General features: G+C 71.9%; 10 protein-coding genes. 3 read left to right on the top strand and 7 right to left on the bottom strand.

Annotated elements, in window-relative coordinates:
- Positions 1-131: 131 nt before the first annotated feature.
- Positions 132-1,748, top strand: coding sequence for a glycosyltransferase family 2 protein (locus tag ACNYC2_RS11380; RefSeq protein WP_419707122.1), 1,617 nt, complete (start codon positions 132-134; stop codon positions 1,746-1,748).
- Between the two features lie 130 nt (positions 1,749-1,878).
- Here the strand turns inward: ACNYC2_RS11380 and ACNYC2_RS11375 are convergent, their stop codons facing one another.
- The 7 genes from ACNYC2_RS11375 to ACNYC2_RS11345 form a co-directional block, all read right to left on the bottom strand.
- The gene (locus ACNYC2_RS11375) at positions 1,879-5,829 is read right to left on the bottom strand and encodes a LamG-like jellyroll fold domain-containing protein (protein ID WP_419707121.1); all 3,951 of its coding nucleotides are present in this window, start codon (positions 5,827-5,829) and stop codon (positions 1,879-1,881) included.
- Between the two features lie 577 nt (positions 5,830-6,406).
- The gene (locus ACNYC2_RS11370) at positions 6,407-8,641 is read right to left on the bottom strand and encodes a TIM-barrel domain-containing protein (protein ID WP_419707120.1); all 2,235 of its coding nucleotides are present in this window, start codon (positions 8,639-8,641) and stop codon (positions 6,407-6,409) included.
- Positions 8,638-10,752 carry a glycoside hydrolase family 127 protein gene (locus tag ACNYC2_RS11365; RefSeq protein ID WP_419707119.1) on the bottom strand — a complete coding sequence of 705 codons (2,115 nt, stop codon included), beginning with the start codon at positions 10,750-10,752 and terminating at the stop codon, positions 8,638-8,640. Before ACNYC2_RS11365 ends, ACNYC2_RS11370 begins: the two co-directional genes overlap by 4 nt.
- A 32-nt stretch (positions 10,753-10,784) precedes the next feature.
- Complete coding sequence (locus tag ACNYC2_RS11360) at positions 10,785-11,627, bottom strand: carbohydrate ABC transporter permease (RefSeq protein ID WP_419707118.1); 843 nt, start codon at positions 11,625-11,627, stop codon at positions 10,785-10,787.
- Entirely contained in the window at positions 11,624-12,574 is a 951-nt protein-coding gene (locus ACNYC2_RS11355; protein ID WP_419707117.1) for a carbohydrate ABC transporter permease, read from the bottom strand. The genes ACNYC2_RS11360 and ACNYC2_RS11355 overlap by 4 nt, the downstream gene beginning before the upstream one ends.
- 95 nt (positions 12,575-12,669) lie before the next feature.
- On the bottom strand, positions 12,670-13,971 hold the full coding sequence (locus ACNYC2_RS11350; protein ID WP_419707116.1) for a sugar ABC transporter substrate-binding protein: 1,302 nt from the start codon (positions 13,969-13,971) through the stop codon (positions 12,670-12,672).
- Between the two features lie 63 nt (positions 13,972-14,034).
- On the bottom strand, positions 14,035-15,057 hold the full coding sequence (locus tag ACNYC2_RS11345; protein WP_419707115.1) for a LacI family DNA-binding transcriptional regulator: 1,023 nt from the start codon (positions 15,055-15,057) through the stop codon (positions 14,035-14,037).
- Between the two features lie 190 nt (positions 15,058-15,247).
- On the opposite strand from ACNYC2_RS11345, the gene ACNYC2_RS11340 reads away from it, so the two are divergent.
- Both ACNYC2_RS11340 and ACNYC2_RS11335 read left to right on the top strand, forming a co-directional pair.
- Complete coding sequence (locus tag ACNYC2_RS11340; RefSeq protein ID WP_419707114.1) at positions 15,248-16,951, top strand: hypothetical protein; 1,704 nt, start codon at positions 15,248-15,250, stop codon at positions 16,949-16,951.
- 170 nt (positions 16,952-17,121) lie between these two features.
- The gene (locus tag ACNYC2_RS11335; RefSeq protein ID WP_419707113.1) at positions 17,122-18,210 is read left to right on the top strand and encodes a LacI family DNA-binding transcriptional regulator; all 1,089 of its coding nucleotides are present in this window, start codon (positions 17,122-17,124) and stop codon (positions 18,208-18,210) included.
- Positions 18,211-18,217: the final 7 nt, after the last annotated feature.

Raw genomic sequence — 18,217 nt, 5'->3', positions numbered from 1 at the left:
TCGATCAAGGTACCTGCGCGGAATCTTGACCGGGATAGCGCCCGCTCGACCTTCGGGGTAGTGCCTGGTCTACCCCCGGTCTCGCCCCCGCACCAGTGACCCGTGTGCCCGCCCCCGGTGGGATCAGAGGCATGCTGACCACCGGCCCAGACGACCCCAATCCCGACGAGCTCCGACCCCACCGCCGTCGCTCCCACGATCGCTCCGGACAGGGCGAAGGCAGGCCCGGACCGCTCTCCGCACTCGGTCCCGCGCTCGCACTCGCCGTGGCCTGGGCCGTCCTCGCGACGGTCGCGTGGCTCGTCCTGGTAGCGGCGACCCGCCCCGCGACGCCCATGACCTGGACGACGACCGCGCTCGCCGCCGCCGCGATCGCCGCGGCCTGGCTGGTCGGCATCCGAGCTGCCGTGCTCTTGGTCGCCGCGACCCGGCGTTCGCACCCCTCGGTCGGGATGCGAGCCCGCAGACCCCGCCCGGAACTCGACGACCTGGTGGTCGCCCTGCTCTGCACGACGGCAGACGACTTCCGCGCCGACGCCGTGGAACGCAGCATGCGCCAGACCCACCCGCGCACCCGGACCGTCGTCCTCGACGACTCGCGTGGCGCCGAGACCCGGGCCGCCGTGGACGCCTTCGCGGCCGGCACCGCCGCTGCCGGCTCCGCCGCAGGAGCCGTCCAGGTGGTCCGCCGCGCCGACCGCACGGGGTTCAAGGCCGGGAACATCAACAACTACCTGCGCCACCATGCGCAAGGCGTGGACGCCGTCGTGATCATCGACGCCGACCAGGAGATCGGGCCGGACTTCGTCCGGACGGCACTGCGCCATCTCCACGCAAGCCCTGAGGTGGCGGTGGTGCAGGGTGCCATCCGCTCGCGGCGGGGCGAGACACAGTTCGTCCGGGACTTCCGCGGGATGTTCGACGCCCACCTGCGCGCGATCTCGGCGGGCCGGGCCTGGTTCGGCATCGCCGCTTTTGACGGCCGGGGTGCGCTGCTCGACGTCGGAGCGGTGCGCGCCGCCGGCGGGTTCCCCGAGGTGGTCACCGAGGACGCCGCACTGACCCTCCAGCTGGCGCGCCGGGGACGCACCGTGCGCTACGTGCCCGATCTCGTCTCCGTCGAGGACGCCCCCACCGACTACACCGCTTTCACCACGCAGTTCGGCAAGTTCACCGAGGGTGCCATGCAGCTGCTCGGCCGCGACCGCGGCCTGCTCCTCGACACCCGGCTGCGCCCCGCACGGCGGCTGGACGTGTTCCTGAACCTGGCCTCGCCGCTCGTCGGCTCCGTCATGATGGTCGCGCTCTTCGGATTCGCCCTCGCGGCGGCGGCCGAACGGATGCCGGGAGTGCCAGTCGCACTCGGCGCCTCGCTCGGGATCCTCGGGTCCGTGCCCCTGCTGCCCGAGGCGATCCGCAGCAGTCGCCACAGCGGCCCGGTGACCGCGTGCCTGTTCCTGCTGCGCGGCGGCCTGCTCTACGCGTCCGTCGCGATCGTCACGCTCCGTGCGGTCCTGCGGGTAGGCCTCGGTGTCCGCGCACGGTTCGTGGTCACGCCCAAGGCGAACGACCGGACCGGTCTGGGCACCGCCGTCCGCCGACGGCGACCCGAGCTCGCCGCCGCTACCGCGTCGATCCTGGCGGCGGTCCTGCTGACCGGGACGGTCGCACCCGCGGGGGTGTTCTGCGTCGTGGCGGCCACCGCCGTCGGCTACACCCTCATCGGCGGACGCCCGGCCCGCTCGTGAACAGGCGACCTCGGTGCCCCCGCTACCCGGCCGACCCGTCGGTCGAGCTTGTCGAGACCCTCTCGCGGGGTCACCAGGTCTCGACAAGCTCGACCAACGCCGGGTCAGCTCGACCAGCGGAGCGTCAGCCCTACGAGCCGCAGGTCGTCCCCTCGTAGGCGTGCTCCGTCGCGATGCCCGCCGCAGTGACCGTCACCGATCCGGCCGCGAGCACCGACGAGCGGGTCGGGAAGGTCTGGCGCCAGGTGTCACCGGGCGCCAGGTCCGTCGTCGACCGCTTCCCGAGCTCGCTCGCGATCCGCACGTCGAGCGGCTCGTCCGAGACGTTCCGCGCGCTGACCGCGAGGAACGCGCGCGACCCGCGGCAGATCGCCTCGGCGGTCACCTCTGTGACTGCCTGGGCCTGCGGCACCGCGAGCGGCGACACCGTGATCCGGTCGACGACCGGCGCCCAGCGCGACCGCAGCGGGAAGTCCGGCCAGACGTCGGACGCGTAGGTGGTGCCGTCGAAGTTCGGCGCCTCCTCGGAGCTCAGCGTGATGCTGTTCGCCCCCTCCTCCAGGTCGAGCACCACGGTCTTCTCCCAGAAGTTGTTCGCGTGGAACGTGTGCGGGAAGAGCACCGGGGCCGACGCGCCACCGTTCACCGAGATGTCCGCCCGGCGGGCGATCGGGTCCGGGTTGTAGTGCGACGCCGGGGACTGCTCCGGGTTCGAGTACCGCAGGACGACGGCGTGCGGGCCGGACCGGTCGGCGTCGACCTGGAACGTCAGGGTGCTGTCGTTGCCCGGCTCTCCCCCGACGTCGGTCACTGCCTTACCGCTCTCGGCGAGCGAGAAGTCGGCGACCTTGGCCGAACCGGTCAGCTCGGCGGTCTCGGCCTGGTACTCGGTCGGCGCGAGCGCCCCGGTCCCGGGGGCCACGGTGAGCCGGTCGACGACGACGCCGTCGGCGCCGCCCGTGACGACCACCTTGTTCACGCCGCCGGTCAGGTGCGCGGCCACGTCGTGGGCCCGTGCCGAGCCGCCCTGGCCGAGGTCGAGGACCTCGCGGCCGTTGACAGTGAGCGTGCCGGTGCCGGTGCCCAGGGTGTCGACGCCGAGGGTCGCCTCGCCGTCGCGGGCGCCGTACACCCAGAACGTGGCGGTCTCGCCCTCGGCCAGCTCGACGCCGCCGGCGCCGGAGACCGTTGCCGGGTCGACGCCGTCGGGCGCCTCGTACAGCGAGCGCCCACCGTCGAGCGTGGCGTGCTCCGCCTCGTACACGGCGGTCCCGGCGTCGGGGTTCGGCAGGGCGAGGGTGATGCGGTCGAGGATCGCGTCACCCTTGGTGACGCCGGTGCCGTCGAGGCTCCGTGCCGCGAGCGAGATGGTGTGCGTGCCCGCCGTGAGGTCGACGGTCGTGTCGGCGTGGTCCCAGACCACCCACTTGTAGCCGAGCGGCAGGTGGAGCTCCTGCTCGGCGGCGCCGTCGACCCGGACGAAGACGTTGGTCGGGCCCTGCTCGGCCACCGCCTCGTACGTGTTGGCGCTGTTGGCGAAGACCGACAGGTCGTAGGTGCCGTCCTCGGGCACGGTGACCTCGAAGTCCAGGACGCCGTCGGAGCCGGTGCGCAGCCCACCGACGTCGTACCCGCCGGACGTGTAGAACTTGGCGACGTCGGACGGCGACCCCTCCGGACCGTTCAGGCTGTAGCCCGACCCGGTGTAGGTGGCGTCCTCCGCCTCGTAGCTGCCCTCCCAGGACGTGGGCGCCTTGCTGGTGCTCTCGCCGGCGCCCGCGGGCGTCACGACGATCTCGTAGGCGGACGACTCCCGCAGCAGCGGGAGGGTCTCGCCGTCGAACTCCACGGCTACCTTGCCGTCGGCGACCGGGAGGGTCAGCTCGGCAAGGTGGCGCGGCTGGGCGGAGTCGCCGAGCTGCCCGGTCCACGGGATCTCACGGACCGTGACGCGGACGTCGTCGCCGAACACGTCGCCGGGCACGTTCACGAGCTCGACGGGCGCTGCGCCGTCGGCCCCGCCGACGATGGTGCGCGACATGGCCCGCTCGGTGTTCAGGGTGGAGACGCCCTGCAGCGTGTAGTTCTCGCCGGGGAACGGCGGCGTGACCTTGACCGTGCTCCCGCTCAGCTGGGCGTACGCGTTGAACAGCCACCACTGCCCGTTGCCGCGGTCGGACTGGACCGCGGAGTCGGACAGGTTGCCGTCGATGTTCCAGTAGGCGATGTCGGCGTCGACCTTGGAGTCCTCGATGGCCGAGATCCACTGGATCATCTGGCCGGGCACCGACGTGTGGTAGTTGAACGCGTACTCGTTGATGTTGATCGGCAGCTCGGTGCCGGCCAGGTCGGTGCCTGCGAAGACCTCGGCCTCCCAGTCACGGTAGGTCGCCACGGACTCGCGGATCTTCTCCGGGTGGGACAGTTCGTGCCAGGTGATGACCTCGGGCACGGTCCCGACCTCGACGGTGTGCTCGAGGAAGCCCTTGACCTGGCTGTACAGGATGCTCGTGTTCGGGCCCGCGATGCGCGCGTCGGGCATGCGCTCCTTGATCAGGGCGTGCACCCGGTCCCAGGCGGCGAAGTAGTCGGCCGGGTCGTCGAGCCACGAGGTGCCGTCGTAGCTCCACTGTCCGGTCCCGAACATGTTGCCCTCGGGCTCGTTGAACGGGACGAAGACGACGTTGTCCTGGTACTCCTCCGGGAGCTGACGCACCTGGTCGACCTGGGTCGCGATCTTGTCCACGAAGGTGTCGAGCTTCTCCTGCGGGGTGTCGCCCGGCCACTCGTACGGGAAGCCGCGGTGGATGTCGGTCATGTAGATGTAGACGTCGCCGTCCGTGGCGTCGGCGAGCGGCCGCACCACCTCGAGCGCGTCGGCGCCCGGGTGCTGGGGGCCGTCCTGCGCCTTGGTCGAGACGGTGCGGACGCCCATGCCCTCGATCAGGTTGTCGCTCGGCAGCCCGTCGCCGTAAAGGCCGTACAGGGTGCCGGAGGCACCGCCGTGGAAGTCGCCGGTCTCGGAGCCGAGGTCGACCCGCAGCTCGCCCCGGTGCACCGTGACGGTGGCGGTCACGGGCGTGCCCGCGGCATCTCCCGTGACGGTGAACTCCCCCGGCTGCGCGTACTGCGCCGGGTCGATCTCGTCCCAGGTCACCGGCATGTCGCGGTCATAGTCGTCGGTGAAGACGGCGCGCACCGCCTCGGGCAGCTCGGGCGCCGCGGCGACCGTCGTGCGCACCTCGAACGTGTCCTTCGTCAGCTCCACCATGTCTGGCCTTTCCTCCACGAGCTGGGCCACCTGGTCCCCGCTCAGGGCCGCCCGGTACAGGCGGAAGTCGTCGATCGCGCCGTCAAGGAGCGGATCAGGATAGAACGACCGGCCGATGTAGCCGGCCGACTGCGCGGCGTCCGTGAGCAGGTCGCCGGCGGCCACCGTGGACCGGGCGCTGCCGACGGCCACGCCGTCCAGATAAGTGGTGAGCCGGTCGGCGGCCGTGTCCAGGGTGGCGGTGAGCGTCACCCAGTCGTCGGCACGCAGCGGGCCGTAGCCGCTGTTCTGCGCCTCGCCGCCCCCGCCGTTCGTCGTCAGCGCGGTGCGCAGGCGACCGTCACCGTTCGACGGCGTGGCGAACAGGTACCGCGAGGTGTCCGTCCCGAGGTCGAAGACCCGCTGCCACGCGCCGCCGGTGCCGCCCCAGCGCACGCGCGCCGACACGGTGACGTCGGTGGCACCCTCCAGGGCCCCACGTGGGATGGTCACGTAGCCGCCGCCGGACCCGCCGGGCAGGTCGAGCGCCGTGCCCCCGCCCTCGGCGTCGACCACGCTCGTGGTACCCGAGATCGCGCCGTCCAGCCCGTTCCCTGAGGAGTCGGGGACGACGGCGCCCGCGACGTCGTCCATCGTGTAGTGCAGGTCGGGCGCGGGGAGCTCCTGCGCGGTCGCCGGGGCGGCGAGCGCCGCGCCGAACGTGCTGCCGGCGAGCGCCAGGCAGGCGAGCGCCGCGACGGCGGAGCGCCGGGACCTGCGCCGGGCGGGTCCGCCGCGCGCGTCGCTACTGCTCGAAGGTGTCGTGCTCATCGTTGAGTGCCTTCCTTCTCATCGTGGGTAGAACGGGATTCGTGGTTGGAACGGGTTCGCGGGTGGAACGGGTTCGCGGGTGGAACGGGTTCGCGGGTGGAACGGGTTCGCGGGTGGAACGGGTTCGCGGGTGGAACGGGGATCGGTCACTTGGCCTGGAGCTTTGAGTTCGGTCGGTTGCTGGGTCCGGCTCCTCGAGTTCGGTCGGTTGCTGACCCGGATCTCCGAGATCGGTCCCTTGCTCTGAGATCGGTCGTTTGATTGACCGATCTCAGAGCAAGGGACCGATCTCACGGACTGGCTCGGTGCAAAGGACCGATCCCACGCCTGGACGGGGCGGCAGACCGGTCACGTCGAGAGACTTCTCCGTCAGTCGAACCGGTTCGACAATGCACAGCCGAACGGCGTACTGGGAAGTAAGCCCCCAGGTCGGTAGTCCGCTGCAGGCCGCCCGCGAGGTCGGCAGTCCGCATCGAGATCGGTCCAGCGCTGGACCGATCTCGATGCCGTGTGCCGACTTCGTGCGGGACTGCCGACCTCGCGGGACGAGGCGCCGGCCAGGTTCCAGCGGGGGCACTCAAGCCACCCCGGCAGCACTTGGCCCGGCAGCACTCGGCCCCGAACTGGACGACCCCGCGGCATCTGGCTCTGCAGCATCTGGCCCCGCGGCAGTCAGCCCCGCAGCAGCCGGCTCAGAACCAGTTAGCCCCGGACCGCCCGCCACCGCCGTCACCCCGCCGTCAAGCTCACCCGGCGCCACCCGCCCCGTCGTCCGACCGATCACATACGGCAGCGCACCGTCGCGCAGGAACACGGGCACGACGTCGAGCGGCGCGTCCGCGCGCACCGTGACCCCGCCGTCGTGCACCTGACCGGTGGCGGCGTCGGTCCAGCGAGCGCCCGCGGGCAGGTAGACGTCGCGCTCCCGCACGCCCGCCGCGAGCACCGGCGCGACCAGGACGTCCGGGCCCAGCAGGAACTGGTCGTCGACGTCCCACGCCCGGGAGTCCTCGGGGAAGTCGTGGAACAGGCCGCGCATCACCGGCTGGCCGTCGGTGTGCGCGGCGCGCATGGCGTCGCGCACGTAGTCGCGCAGTGTCTCGCGCAAGTGGACGTAGCGTTCCAGTACGCCGTAGACCTCCTCGCCGAAGCTCCACAGCTCGTTGGGCCCGCCCGAGCCCAACCGTGGCGAGCCGTCGGCCGCCACCACCTCGTGCCCCGGCAGCCGGTCGCCGTGCAGCCGCATCACGGGGCTGAACGCCCCGAACTGGAACCAGCGCAGGAGCAGCTCGTGGAACGCCGGGTCGGTGACGTCGCCGCGGTGGAACCCGCCGATGTCGGTGGTGAACCACGGGATGCCCGCGACGCCCATGTGGATACCCGCGGTGACCTGCCGCGCCAGGTCCTCGAACGTGGACGAGATGTCGCCGGACCAGGCCAGCGCGCCGTAGCGCTGGCTGCCCGCCCAAACGCACCGGACCAGGTTGACGACCTCGCTCTCGCCGTCCGCCACCTGGCCCTCGTAGAAGGCCCGCGCGAATGCCTGCGGGTACACGTTGCCCACGCGCAGAGCCGGGCCCAGGTGGTACCGGAAGTTGTCGTAGTCGTAGACGCCGTACTCGGGCTCGGCCTCGTCCAGCCAGAACGTGCGGATGCCGTGGGCGCCGTAGTTGCGCCGGCAGATGTCCCAGAGCCAGCGCCGCGTCTCGGGGTTGGTCACGTCGAGGAAGGTGCTGGGTCCCTGGAACGACATGTGGACGTCGAGCCCGCGGTCGGCGCGCACCAGCAGGTTGTTCCGCCGCAGGTACGAGTCGTTCTCCGACTCCAGCGAGACCTGCGGCCACACGGAGACCATGAGCTCGGCGCCGAGCTCGCCCAGCTCGGCGACCATGGCCGCCGGGTCCGGCCAGAACTCGTCCTCGAACCGGTAGTCGCCCATCTTGGGCCAGTGGAAGAAGTCGGCGACCATCACGTCGAGCGGCAGCCCGCGCCGGTGGTGCTCGCGGGCGACCTCCAGGAGCTGCTCCTGGTTCCAGTAGCGCAGCTTGCACTGCCAGAACCCGAGCCCGCGCTCGGGCATCATCGGGGCGTGCCCCGTCGCCTCGGCGTAGGCGCGCGAGATCTGCGCCGGGGTGCGGCCCGCCGTCACCCAGTAGTCGAGCTGCTTCGTGGACTCGGCGTGCCACTCGGAGCGGTTGCGCGCGAAGGTCGCGCGCCCGATCGCCGGGTCGTGCCACAGGAACCCGTATCCGCCGCTCGACATCACGAACGGCACGCTGGCCTGCGAGTTGCGGTGCGCCAGCTCGAACGTGGAGCCCTTGAGGTCAAGCACGTGCTGCTGGTACTGGCCCATCCCGTACAGCTTCTCGTCCGGGTCGGACTCGAACGACGCCGTCAGCGTGTGCCCGTCGTCGCCGAGCCGCGGGCGGAAGTTCCGGGCCCGCAGCTGGAGCGAGCCGCCCTGGCCGAGCTCGCGGAGCAGGAGCCGGCCGTCCGCGTCGTAGAAGGCCAGCTCGCAGCGCGCCACCTCGTAGCCGACGGACTCGTAGAACCCGCTGGTCGTGGTGAGCTCGACGCGGATGTCGCCATTGACGAGCGTCGCGCCGTCGGCCCTCAGCTCGACGCGCGCGGGGGCGTGGGCCTCGGGGTCGGGCGGCAGCAGGGCCCAGTCGGTGTCCTCGACGTCGCCCAGGACCGTCGCGCGTACCCGCACGCTGTCGCTGCCCCACGGCTCGACCACGACGGTCTCGCCGCCGCTCCGCCAGGTCAGGCGGGTGCCGTCGGCACGCACCGGCGTGATGAGGTCGGTCATCGAATCTCCTCGGGTCGGGCAGTCGGAACAAAGACGCGCATGGTCGACGGGCCGCGTTCGGCCCAGCGGTGGTAGGGCACCAGGGGCAGGTCGAGCGCGGCGGGTACGCCGGTGTCGGACGACGGTGCAGGCGCACCGATGTCGGACGTCGGCGCGCCGCCCAGACCGCCCGCGCCGAACGGCGGGGTGCCCGCCCCGCCCCCGGGCAGCGGCACGACGGCGGCACGGACCACCGCGCCGTCGCCCTGCGCACGGGGTGCGACCGCCGGGTCGAGCCGCACCTGGTCGAGCAGCACGCCGTCGGGCAGGTCCACCGACTCCAGCGCGAGCACGAGGGGGCCGCGTTCGACGGCGACGGTGCCGCGCACGGCGTCGACCCGCGGGTCGGGCCAGGTCAGTCGGGGGGCCACGGGTAGGTCTAGCGTCACCACGTCGCCGGGCGCCAGGGTGGCGGCGTCAGCCCACCCCGGGCGGACGGCGGTCGTAGCGCCGTCAGGGCCGGTGAGCGTGGCGCCGTCCGCCCAGTGCGGCACGCGCAGCCGCAGGGTGACCGGCCGCTCGGGGACGGCCGTGACCTCGACGCGGATGCGGCCGTCGTGCGGGTACTCGGTGGTCACGCGCAGGGCGAGCTCGCCGCCGGGCTGCCCGGGGTCGCGGTCGTCGACCGACAGCCGCAGGTCGCCCGCGGCGTACTGGGCCAGCGACACGACGACTCCGCCGTCGGCCGCGCCGCCGTCCAAGGAACCGCCGTCCGACGAACCGTCGTCCGACGAACCACCAGGCACCTCCTCGACGAACGCCGCGTACGCCTGCCACGAGGCCAGGGTGCGCGCCACGTTCGTGGGGCAGCACGACACGTCGAACCACGGCGCCCGGACGCCGCCCTCGGCGCGCGGGTTGACGGCGTCGGGCCGCACGTCCGCGCCGGGCTCGCGCTGCTGCAGCGGGTTGGCGTAGAAGAACGCGCGCCCGTCGCCGCGGGGCGACGTCGCCACGACGTTGTAGAGGGTGCGCTCGATGAGGTCGGCGTAGCGCACCTCGCCTGTCGCGAGCAGCAACCGCCAGGAGACCATCACCGAGGCGACGCCCGCGCACGTCTCGCAGTACGCGCGGTCGGGCGGCAGCTCCCAGTCGTCGCCGAAACCCTCGTCCTGATGCCGCGAACCCATGCCGCCGGTCAGATACGTGCGGCGCTCCACGGAGCGGGTCCACTGCCGTTCGACGGCGGCGCGCAGGTCGTCGTCCTGGGTGTCCACGGCGACGTCGACCGCCCCGGCCGCGAGGTACAGGGCGCGCACGGCGTGGCCGCGCCAGACGTCGGCGTCGCGCACCGGTACGTCGTCCTGGAAGTAGGCGGGGCTGAGCAGCGCGATCGGCGCGAGGGTGCCGTGCCCGCGCCGCTCGACGAAGAGCCGTGCCTGCTCGGTGTACCGCGGCTCGTCGAGCGCGCGGCCCAGCTCGGCGAGGCCGAGCTCGATCTCGGGGTGGCCGCAGATGCCCGGCTGCGCTCCGGCGCCCCGGCCGTCGGCGCCGAACTCCCGGCAGACGTGGTCGGCGGCGCGGCGGGCGACGTCGACCAGGGCGTCATCCTCCCCCACGGTCCGCACCCGCGCGACCGCTGCCTGCAGCAGGTGACCCGTGACGTACAGCTCGTGGCCGGCCGAGAGATCGGTGTACCGGCCGGCCTGCCCGGCGTGGCCGAAGCAGGTGTTGAGATAACCGTCCTCGTCCTGGGCGGCCGCGACCCGGTCCACCACCTTGCCCAGCAGGGCGTCGACGGCGGGGTCGCCCGTGCGGCCATACTCCCAGGCCAGCGCCTCGAGGAGCTTGTACACCTCGGAGTCGGAGAACTGCCAGCCCGGCCGCTCCCCGCCCGTGACGCCCTCCGCGACCCGGTCGAAGTTGCCGAGCCAGCCGAGCTGCTCCATCCAGTCCAGGCAGTGCTGCAGCGTGGCCCCGGCGTTCGTCTCCTGGAGCGCGCCCCAGAAGCCGCCGTCGAGCCGCAGCTCGCCGACGCCGAGCCCGCGGCGCGGGCCGCGCGGGACGACCGGACGCGCCCGGGCCGCCCGAAGCCGCGACGTGACGGTGCGCGTCGAGTGTTGCTCTGTCACAGGATTCCTTCGCCTCTGTCTCTCGGTGCTCATCAGTCCTTGACCGCGCCCGCGGTGACGCCCGCCGCCACGTACCGCTGCGCCACGACGAGCAGGATCGCCGCCGGCACCGACGCGACGACGGCGGTCGCCATGATCGCGTTCCACTGCGTCGTGTTGTTGCCGATGTAGTTGTAGATGCCGAGCGTGATCGGGATGAGCTCGCCGTTGCGGTTCAGGGTCGAGGCGAAGATGAAGTCCGACCACGCCCACAGGAACGCGAACAGCGAGACCGTGAGCGTCGAGTTGCGGCTCACCGGCAGCACTATCGAGCGGAAGGTGCGCCAGGCGCCCGCGCCGTCGACCCGTGCGGCCTGCAGCAGCTCACGCGGGATGCCCGACATGAACGCCGTGTACAGCAGCACGCCGAACGGCACCGCGACCGTCGAGTCGGCGATGATCAGCCCGCCGACGGTGTTGAGCAGGCCCAGGCTGTTGTAGACCGCGTAGAACCCCATGGCCATGACGACCGCCGGGATCATCTGCGCGACCAGCAGCAGGAAGTTCAGCGTGCGCCCGCCGCGCAGGTTGAGCAGCGCGAGCGCGTACCCGGCAGGCGCGGCGATCACCACGGTGAGCACCACGCAGCCGAGCCCCACCAGCAGGCTCGTGCCGAGGGCCGGGAGCTGCTGCTGGAACACCGCCGTGTACCCCTCGAACGTGGGGTCCCAGGGGAACCAGTGCGGCGGGTCCGACCGCAGGTCGCTCGTCTGCGTGAGGGAGACGTTCACCATCCAGTAGACGGGGAACAGCATGAACGCGGTGAGGACGAGGCCGAGGGCGGTCTTCCACCAGGGCTTCTGCGGAGTGCGCCGCATCGGACGAGGGCTGGTCATGAGTCCTCCTGGCGGCGCTGGAGCTGCAGGTGCAGGAATCCGAAGACGAGGGCGATGAGGATCAGCAGGTTGCCGACCGCCGCCGCGGGCGAGAAGTCCGGCTGCCCCGTCCCGAAGGCCTCCCGGTAGGACCAGATGGCGAGCGTCGTCGACGCGTCGCCGGGCCCGCCGGTGGTCATGATCCAGATGACGTCCACGACCTTGAGCGTGTAGATCAGCCCCAGCAGGATCGTGATGGCGGAGACCGGGCGCAGCAGCGGGAACGTGATGCTCCAGAACTGCTTCCACGGCCCGGCGCCGTCGAGCGACGCCGCCTCGTACACCTCGCCCGGGATGTTCTGCAGGCCGGAGTACAGGATCACGAGGTTGAACGGGATGCCCAGCCAGATGTTCGCGATCGTCACCGAGAGCAGCGCGGTGTCGGGCGAGGTGAGCCAGTTGATCTGCTCCAGCCCGAACGCGCCCAGCACCGAGTTCACGATGCCGTTGTCGCTGTTCAGCATCCACGCCCAGGTCGACGCCGACACGATCAGCGGCAGCAGCCACGGCACGAGGAACATCGCCCGCAGCAGGCCGGACAGCCGGAACCCGGAGCGGAAGAAGACCGCGAGCGCCAGGCCGATCGCGTACTGGAACACGATGGAGACGACGGTGAAGACCGCGGTGTTCCACAGCGCCGTCGGGAACGTCGCGGAGCTGAAGATCTCTGCGTACTTCTCGAACCCGACGAACTCGGCGTTGCCCTGCACGAACGCGCGGATCGTGTAGTCGTGGACGCTGAGGTCGATGTTGCGCCAGAGCGGGTAGAGGTAGAAGAGGATCAGGTACACGAGCAGCGGAGCGGCGAACCCGGCGGCGGCCCACTGGGAGGCGGCGGGCCCACGCCGCCGGCGCGGCGCCGCCTCCCGGTCCACGCCCGCCGCGGCCGCAACCTCGATGGCAGTCATCAAAAAGTCCTTAGGTCTTTCCGTTGAGTGCTGGGTATTCGCCCTTCAACGGGCAGTTTCAGGGCGAATACCCAGCACTCAACGACGGCGGGTGGTCAGTTGGTGGCCGATTCCGCCTCTGTCTGGGCCGTGGTGAGGGCCTCCTTCGGCGTGGCCGCGCCCGAGAGGGCGTTCTGGACTGCCGTCCAGAGGGCCTCGGAGATCATCGGGTAGCCGGCGCCCAGGTCGTCGCTCGTGCGGCCCTTGGCGTTGCGCACGGCCTCGACCCACGGCTCGAGCTCGGGCTTCTCCTCGACGAGCGCGGCCTGGCCGTCCGCCGTCGGCGGGACGTAGTACGCGAACGTGTTCGCGGTCTCGACGAAGCCCTCGGGCGTCGTCATGCACTCGACGATCTGGCGGGTGACGTCGTAGCGCGCGGTGTCCTCCTGGACGGGCGCCATGATGAACTCGCCGCCCGTCGGCGCCGGTGCGACGCCGCCGTCGCGTGCCGGAAGCTGCACGATGCCCGTCTCGAAGTCCGCCTCGGCCGCGCTGTTGACCTGCCACGTGCCGTTCTCCGCGAAGGCGAAGTCGCCGGTGAGGAACTCCTCCCACACGGTGTTCTGGGAGTTGTTGATCACCGAGTTGGGCGCGTAGCCCTCGTCGAGCCAGCCCTTCCACAGCTCCAGCGCCGCGACGGCCTCGGGCGAGTCGAGGTCACGCAGGTCGGCGCCAGCGCCCCAGAACCAGGGCAGGAACTGGAACGAGCCCTCCTCGGTGCCGATGCCGGCGAACGTGATGCCCTTGTCGCCGTTGTCCGTGACCGCCTTCAGGGCCGCCGTGAGCGAGTCCCAGTCAGTGATCGAGGCCGGGTCCACGCCCGCGTCCTCCAGCACCTCCGCGTTGTAGTAGAGCGACAGCGTGTTCGCGCCGATCGGGATGCCGTACGTGTCCCCGCCGACGACGCCGGCCGCGAGCAGGTTCTCGTCGATCGCGGAGGTGTCGAGGCCGAACTCCTCGACCGTGGTGAGCATGCCCGTGTCCGCGAGCGTGGACACCGCCGGGTTGTCGAGCAGGATGACGTCGGGCGATGTGCCTTCCTGCGCGGCCAGCAGCGCCTGGTTGGTCAGCGCGGTGGTGTCGTAGGCGGTGCGCTCGATGGTGACGCCGGCCTCCTCGCCGCACGCCTGGACCCGTCCGGCCCAGTCGGACGCGTCGTCGTGCTGGGGGTACGGGTCCCACCAGGTGTAGGTGCTGTCGTCGCCGCCGGTGCTGCCGCCGGCGGCCGCGCCGCCGGACGAGCAGGCGCCGAGCACGCCGACCAGGGCGAGCGCGGAGACGGCCGCGAGCGTGGTGGGCCTGCGCCGGGTGGTGCGGGAGAGGGCGGGCTGCGGGGTCTGGGCCGCGGTGTGGTGCATGGTTCCTCCTTGAACATGTCCGGCACGACGACGCCGTCGGCCGGCTGGGGGGGTGGGTAGCCGTCAGGCCGGCCGGGGCACGCCGGTGCTGCCGCGGTCGACCAGCTCGGGGGTCACGAACCGCACGACGTGCGCTTCGTCGGCCGCCACCTCGCCCTCGATCCGGCGCACGAGCTGGCGCACGGCCATGCGGCCGAGCCGGTCGGGTGCGCTCTCGATCGAGGAGTAGGGCAGCGAGAAGGTGCGGGCGAACTCGTCCGAGTACCGTCCGACGACGGACAGGTCGCTGGGCGCCGTCAGCCCGCGCTGGTGCAGGACGGTCGGCAGGGCTGCCGCCGCCGCCTCGTTGTTGATCAGGAGCCCGGTGACGGCGGGGTGGGTGTCGAGCAGGGCGTTCAGGTCCTGGCCGACGTCGGGCTGGTGCGACGACGCCGACACGGTGTGCAGCGTGATGCCGCGCGCCCGGGCCGCCTCGATCGCGGCGTTCTGCAGGCGCCACACGTAGGCGCCGCCGCGCTCGATCACGTGCTCGGGCTGCGACACGAGGGTCACCTCGCGGTGCCCGAGCCGGTGGAGGTGGTCCACCATGAGGCGGCCCGCCTCCTCGAAGTCGAGGTCGAAGACGTCGACGCCGGTGCAGTCGGCGGGCAGCCCGACGAGCGCGCCCGGCTGACCCGCGGCGCGCAGGATCGGCAGGCGCTCGTCCCGCTCGGCGACGTTGAGCAGCACGACGCCGTCGACCATCCGCGAGTCGGTGATGCGGCGCAGGGCGCGCGTGCCGTCCGCCTCGGTGACCAGCAGGATGTCGTAGCCGAGCTCGCGGGCCGTGTTGGAGACGCCCAGCATGTACTGGAGCATCGCGGGCGCGAACTCGTCCTCGAGGAACTGGGCGAGCAGCCCGATCACCATCGTCTGCGACGTGGCGAGGGCCCGCGCCCCCGCGTTCGGCGTGTAGCCGAGCTGCCGGACGGCGTCCTCGACGCGGCGGCGCACGTCCGCCGAGATCGCCCGCTTGCCCGACAGCGCGTACGACGCCGTGCTGCGGGAGACCCCCGCCGCCTGGGCGACATCCCCGATGGTGGCCACTCCGCCTCCTGTGCTGCTCGCTCCGTTGCCGAACCAGCTCGCTTCCGTTGCGAACCGGTTCGACTCTAACCACACCGCTCCGATGATCGCAAGAACGAATTTTTGGGACTCTTGCGCCGGACGGCGTTCGAAACTAGCGTCACCAGGGACGGAACGTCGAACCGGTTCGCAATCTCAACGAGGAGATTCCATGAAACGCACCCTGTCCCGCGCCAGCATCCTCGCCCTCGTCCTGGGCGTCGCGCTGGTCTCCCCCGCCGGCCCGGCCCAGGCCGCCGGCAACACCCTCACGGTCGACGTCGGCTCCGTCGTCCGGCCCGTGACGCACGTCGGTTCGGGCGGCCTGTACGGCGTCGGCTCGGACTCGAAGCCCACCACCGACCAGCTCCTGCCCCTGAGCCCCAGCGGGTTCACGCAGCCCGCGCCGGGCACCACGCACCTGGGCAACGGCGCGACCGAGCCGTGCTGCGACGCACTCGACGTCGCCGGCAACATCACGCGCGCCGGCGCCCAGCAGCTCGTCCGCATGCCCGACATCTACCCGTCGTTCCCCTACCAGTGGCAGGGCTGGGCGGACTGGGAGCAGAAGGTCCGCACCATGGTCCAGAAGCGCCTGGCGGCCACGTCGACGACGAACATCCGCGGCTGGGAGCTGTGGAACGAGCCCGACTGGACCTGGAACACTGCCGCCGCCGGATCCTTCAACGACGGCTGGACCCGCACGCACCGCCTGATCCGGTCGCTCGACCCGGTGACGCCGATCGTGGGGCCCAGCGACTCGCACTACAGCCACAGCCGGATGCTGTCGTTCCTGACCCACGCCCGGGACACGGGCACCGTGCCCGACGTCATCGTCTGGCACGAGCTCGGCGACATGGACTGGAACTCGTTCGACGACCACGTGGCCGACTACCGGGCCATCGAGAGCTCGCTCGGCATCAGCCCGCGCCCCATCGCGATCAACGAGTACAACTCGCTGAACCAGATGGACATCCCGAGCGTGGCGGTGCACTGGATCTCGGTGCTGGAGCGGCACGGCGCACGCGAGGCGCACCGCGCGTACTGGTTCGAGGCGGGCACGTTCGACGGCCTGTTCACGCTCCAGGGCCAGCCGACGGCCTCGTACTGGGCCTACCGCTGGTACGGCGCCATGGCAGGCAACGTCGTGCGCACCACCCCGCAGAGCTGGCTCGACGGCGTCGCGGCCTACGACTCGAGCCGCAAGATCGTGAACGTCGTGCTCGGCGGGGACAGCGGCAACAACAGCGTGCGGGTCAACGGGCTCGGCTCCTTCGGCTCGTCCGTCCGGGTGACGGTGAACGCGGTGCCCGGCAGCGGGCGGCACACGCACGTGGCGGCGCCGACGGTGCTGTCGACGTCGACCCTGGCCGTCACGAACGGTAGCGTCACCGTCCCGGTCAACGGGATGACGGCGGAGGGCGCCTACCAGGTGGTCGTCACCCCGGCCGGCGGCCCGACGTCGAGCTGGCAGCAGGTCTACGAGGCCGAGAACGCGAACGTCGTGAACGCGCAGACCCGGGGCTCCTCGGCGGCGTCGAACGGCTCGTACGTCGGCGGCATCGACGGCACCGCCGACATGCGCTCGCAGAGCTTCGTGGACTTCACGGTGAACGTGCCCACGGCCCGCAGCTACACGATGGCGATCCGGTACGCGAACGGCACCGGGTCGACGTCGACCCATGGCCTGGCCTACAACGGCGGCGCGTTCTCGACGGTGTCCTATCCGCCGACGGCGGGCTGGGCCCAGTTCGGGACGACGAACGTGACCGTCTCGCTGCGGGCCGGGTACAACGTGATCCGGCTGGCGAAGGGTTCGCCGAACTTCGGCGGCGGCACGGGCTACGCGGAGCTGGACAGCATCACGCTGTCCTGACCCGGCCGCGCGCCTACCCAGCGATTCGGCCCGGACTCGTGACGAGTCCGGGCCGAATCACTGGGTACGGAGGCGCGCCACTCGCGATGGGGCCCTTGACCACGCGGTCGGACCCGTGATGTGCTCTGCGGCGTTGACTACGTAGTCAAGCGTCGGCGAGGGAGCTGCACATGGGTGCCACGGGTGCCACACCACGGGTGTCGATGACCGACGTCGCCCGCCGCGCCGGCGTCTCCCAGAAGACCGTCTCCCGGGTCGTGAACGGCGAACCGCACGTCACCGAGGCGATCCGGGCCAGGGTCCAGGCGGCCATCGACGAGATGGGGTTCCGCCCGAACGCCGCGGCGCGCGCACTGGTGACCCGCCGCAACCAGCGCATCGGCATGGTCACCCCGAGCACGGCGCTGTACGGTCCGGCGTCGATCCTCGAGGGGGTCGACGGCGCCCTGCGCGGCTCCGGCTACCACCTGAGCGTCGCCCGCACGCGGGGCAACGGCGTCGCCGACCTGCAGGCCGCGATCGACGAGCTCGTCACCCAGGACATCGCGGGCCTGGTGCTCTCCGAGCCGATCGACCTGGGCCACCCCGACCTGCGCATCCCGCACGGGCTGCCCGTGCTCAGCTTCGGCTCCCCGAAGGCCGGCTCCCCCAGCGCCACCGACACGGTGGCGCACCCCGACGAGCTCGTGCTGGGCGCCGACGAGACGGCCGGGGCCAGGTCCGCGGTCGAGCACCTGCTCGCACTCGGGCACCGCACCGTGCACCACATCGGCGGCACGGAGGGCTGGTCGGCCACGGCGCGACGGATCGCGGGCTGGCGCGCCGCCCTGTCGGACGCCGGGATCGAGGCGCCGCCCGTCGTGCACGGTGGCTGGACGCCCGGGTCCGGGCACGAGGCCGCCGTCGGCCTGCTGCGCCGCGCCGGCGTCACCGCGATCTTCGCCGCCAACGACCACATGGCCATCGGCGCGATCCGGGCCGTCGAGCAGGCCGGCCTGCGGGTCCCCGAGGACGTCAGCATCGTGGGGTTCGACGACGCCCCCGAGGCCGAGTTCCTCTCCACCTCCCTGACGACGGTGCGCCAGGACTTCGCCGAGGTCACCCGCCTGGCGGTGCACCGCCTGGTCGGCACCATCGAGGGCCGCCCGCCCGCGGAACGCCACCGGCTCGTCCCCGCCCAGCTGATCGTCCGCGAGAGCACGGCACCACCCGCCATCCGCCACCCGCCGACGTGTCAGAACCACAGGTCACCGGAGTGACCTGCGT

This window comes from Promicromonospora sp. NFX87 (assembly GCF_048564965.1).
In the GTDB taxonomy this organism is placed as follows: Bacteria; Actinomycetota; Actinomycetes; order Actinomycetales; family Cellulomonadaceae; genus Promicromonospora.
Note: the sequence above shows the minus strand (reverse complement) of the source record. Positions and strands in the feature narration are given on the sequence as shown.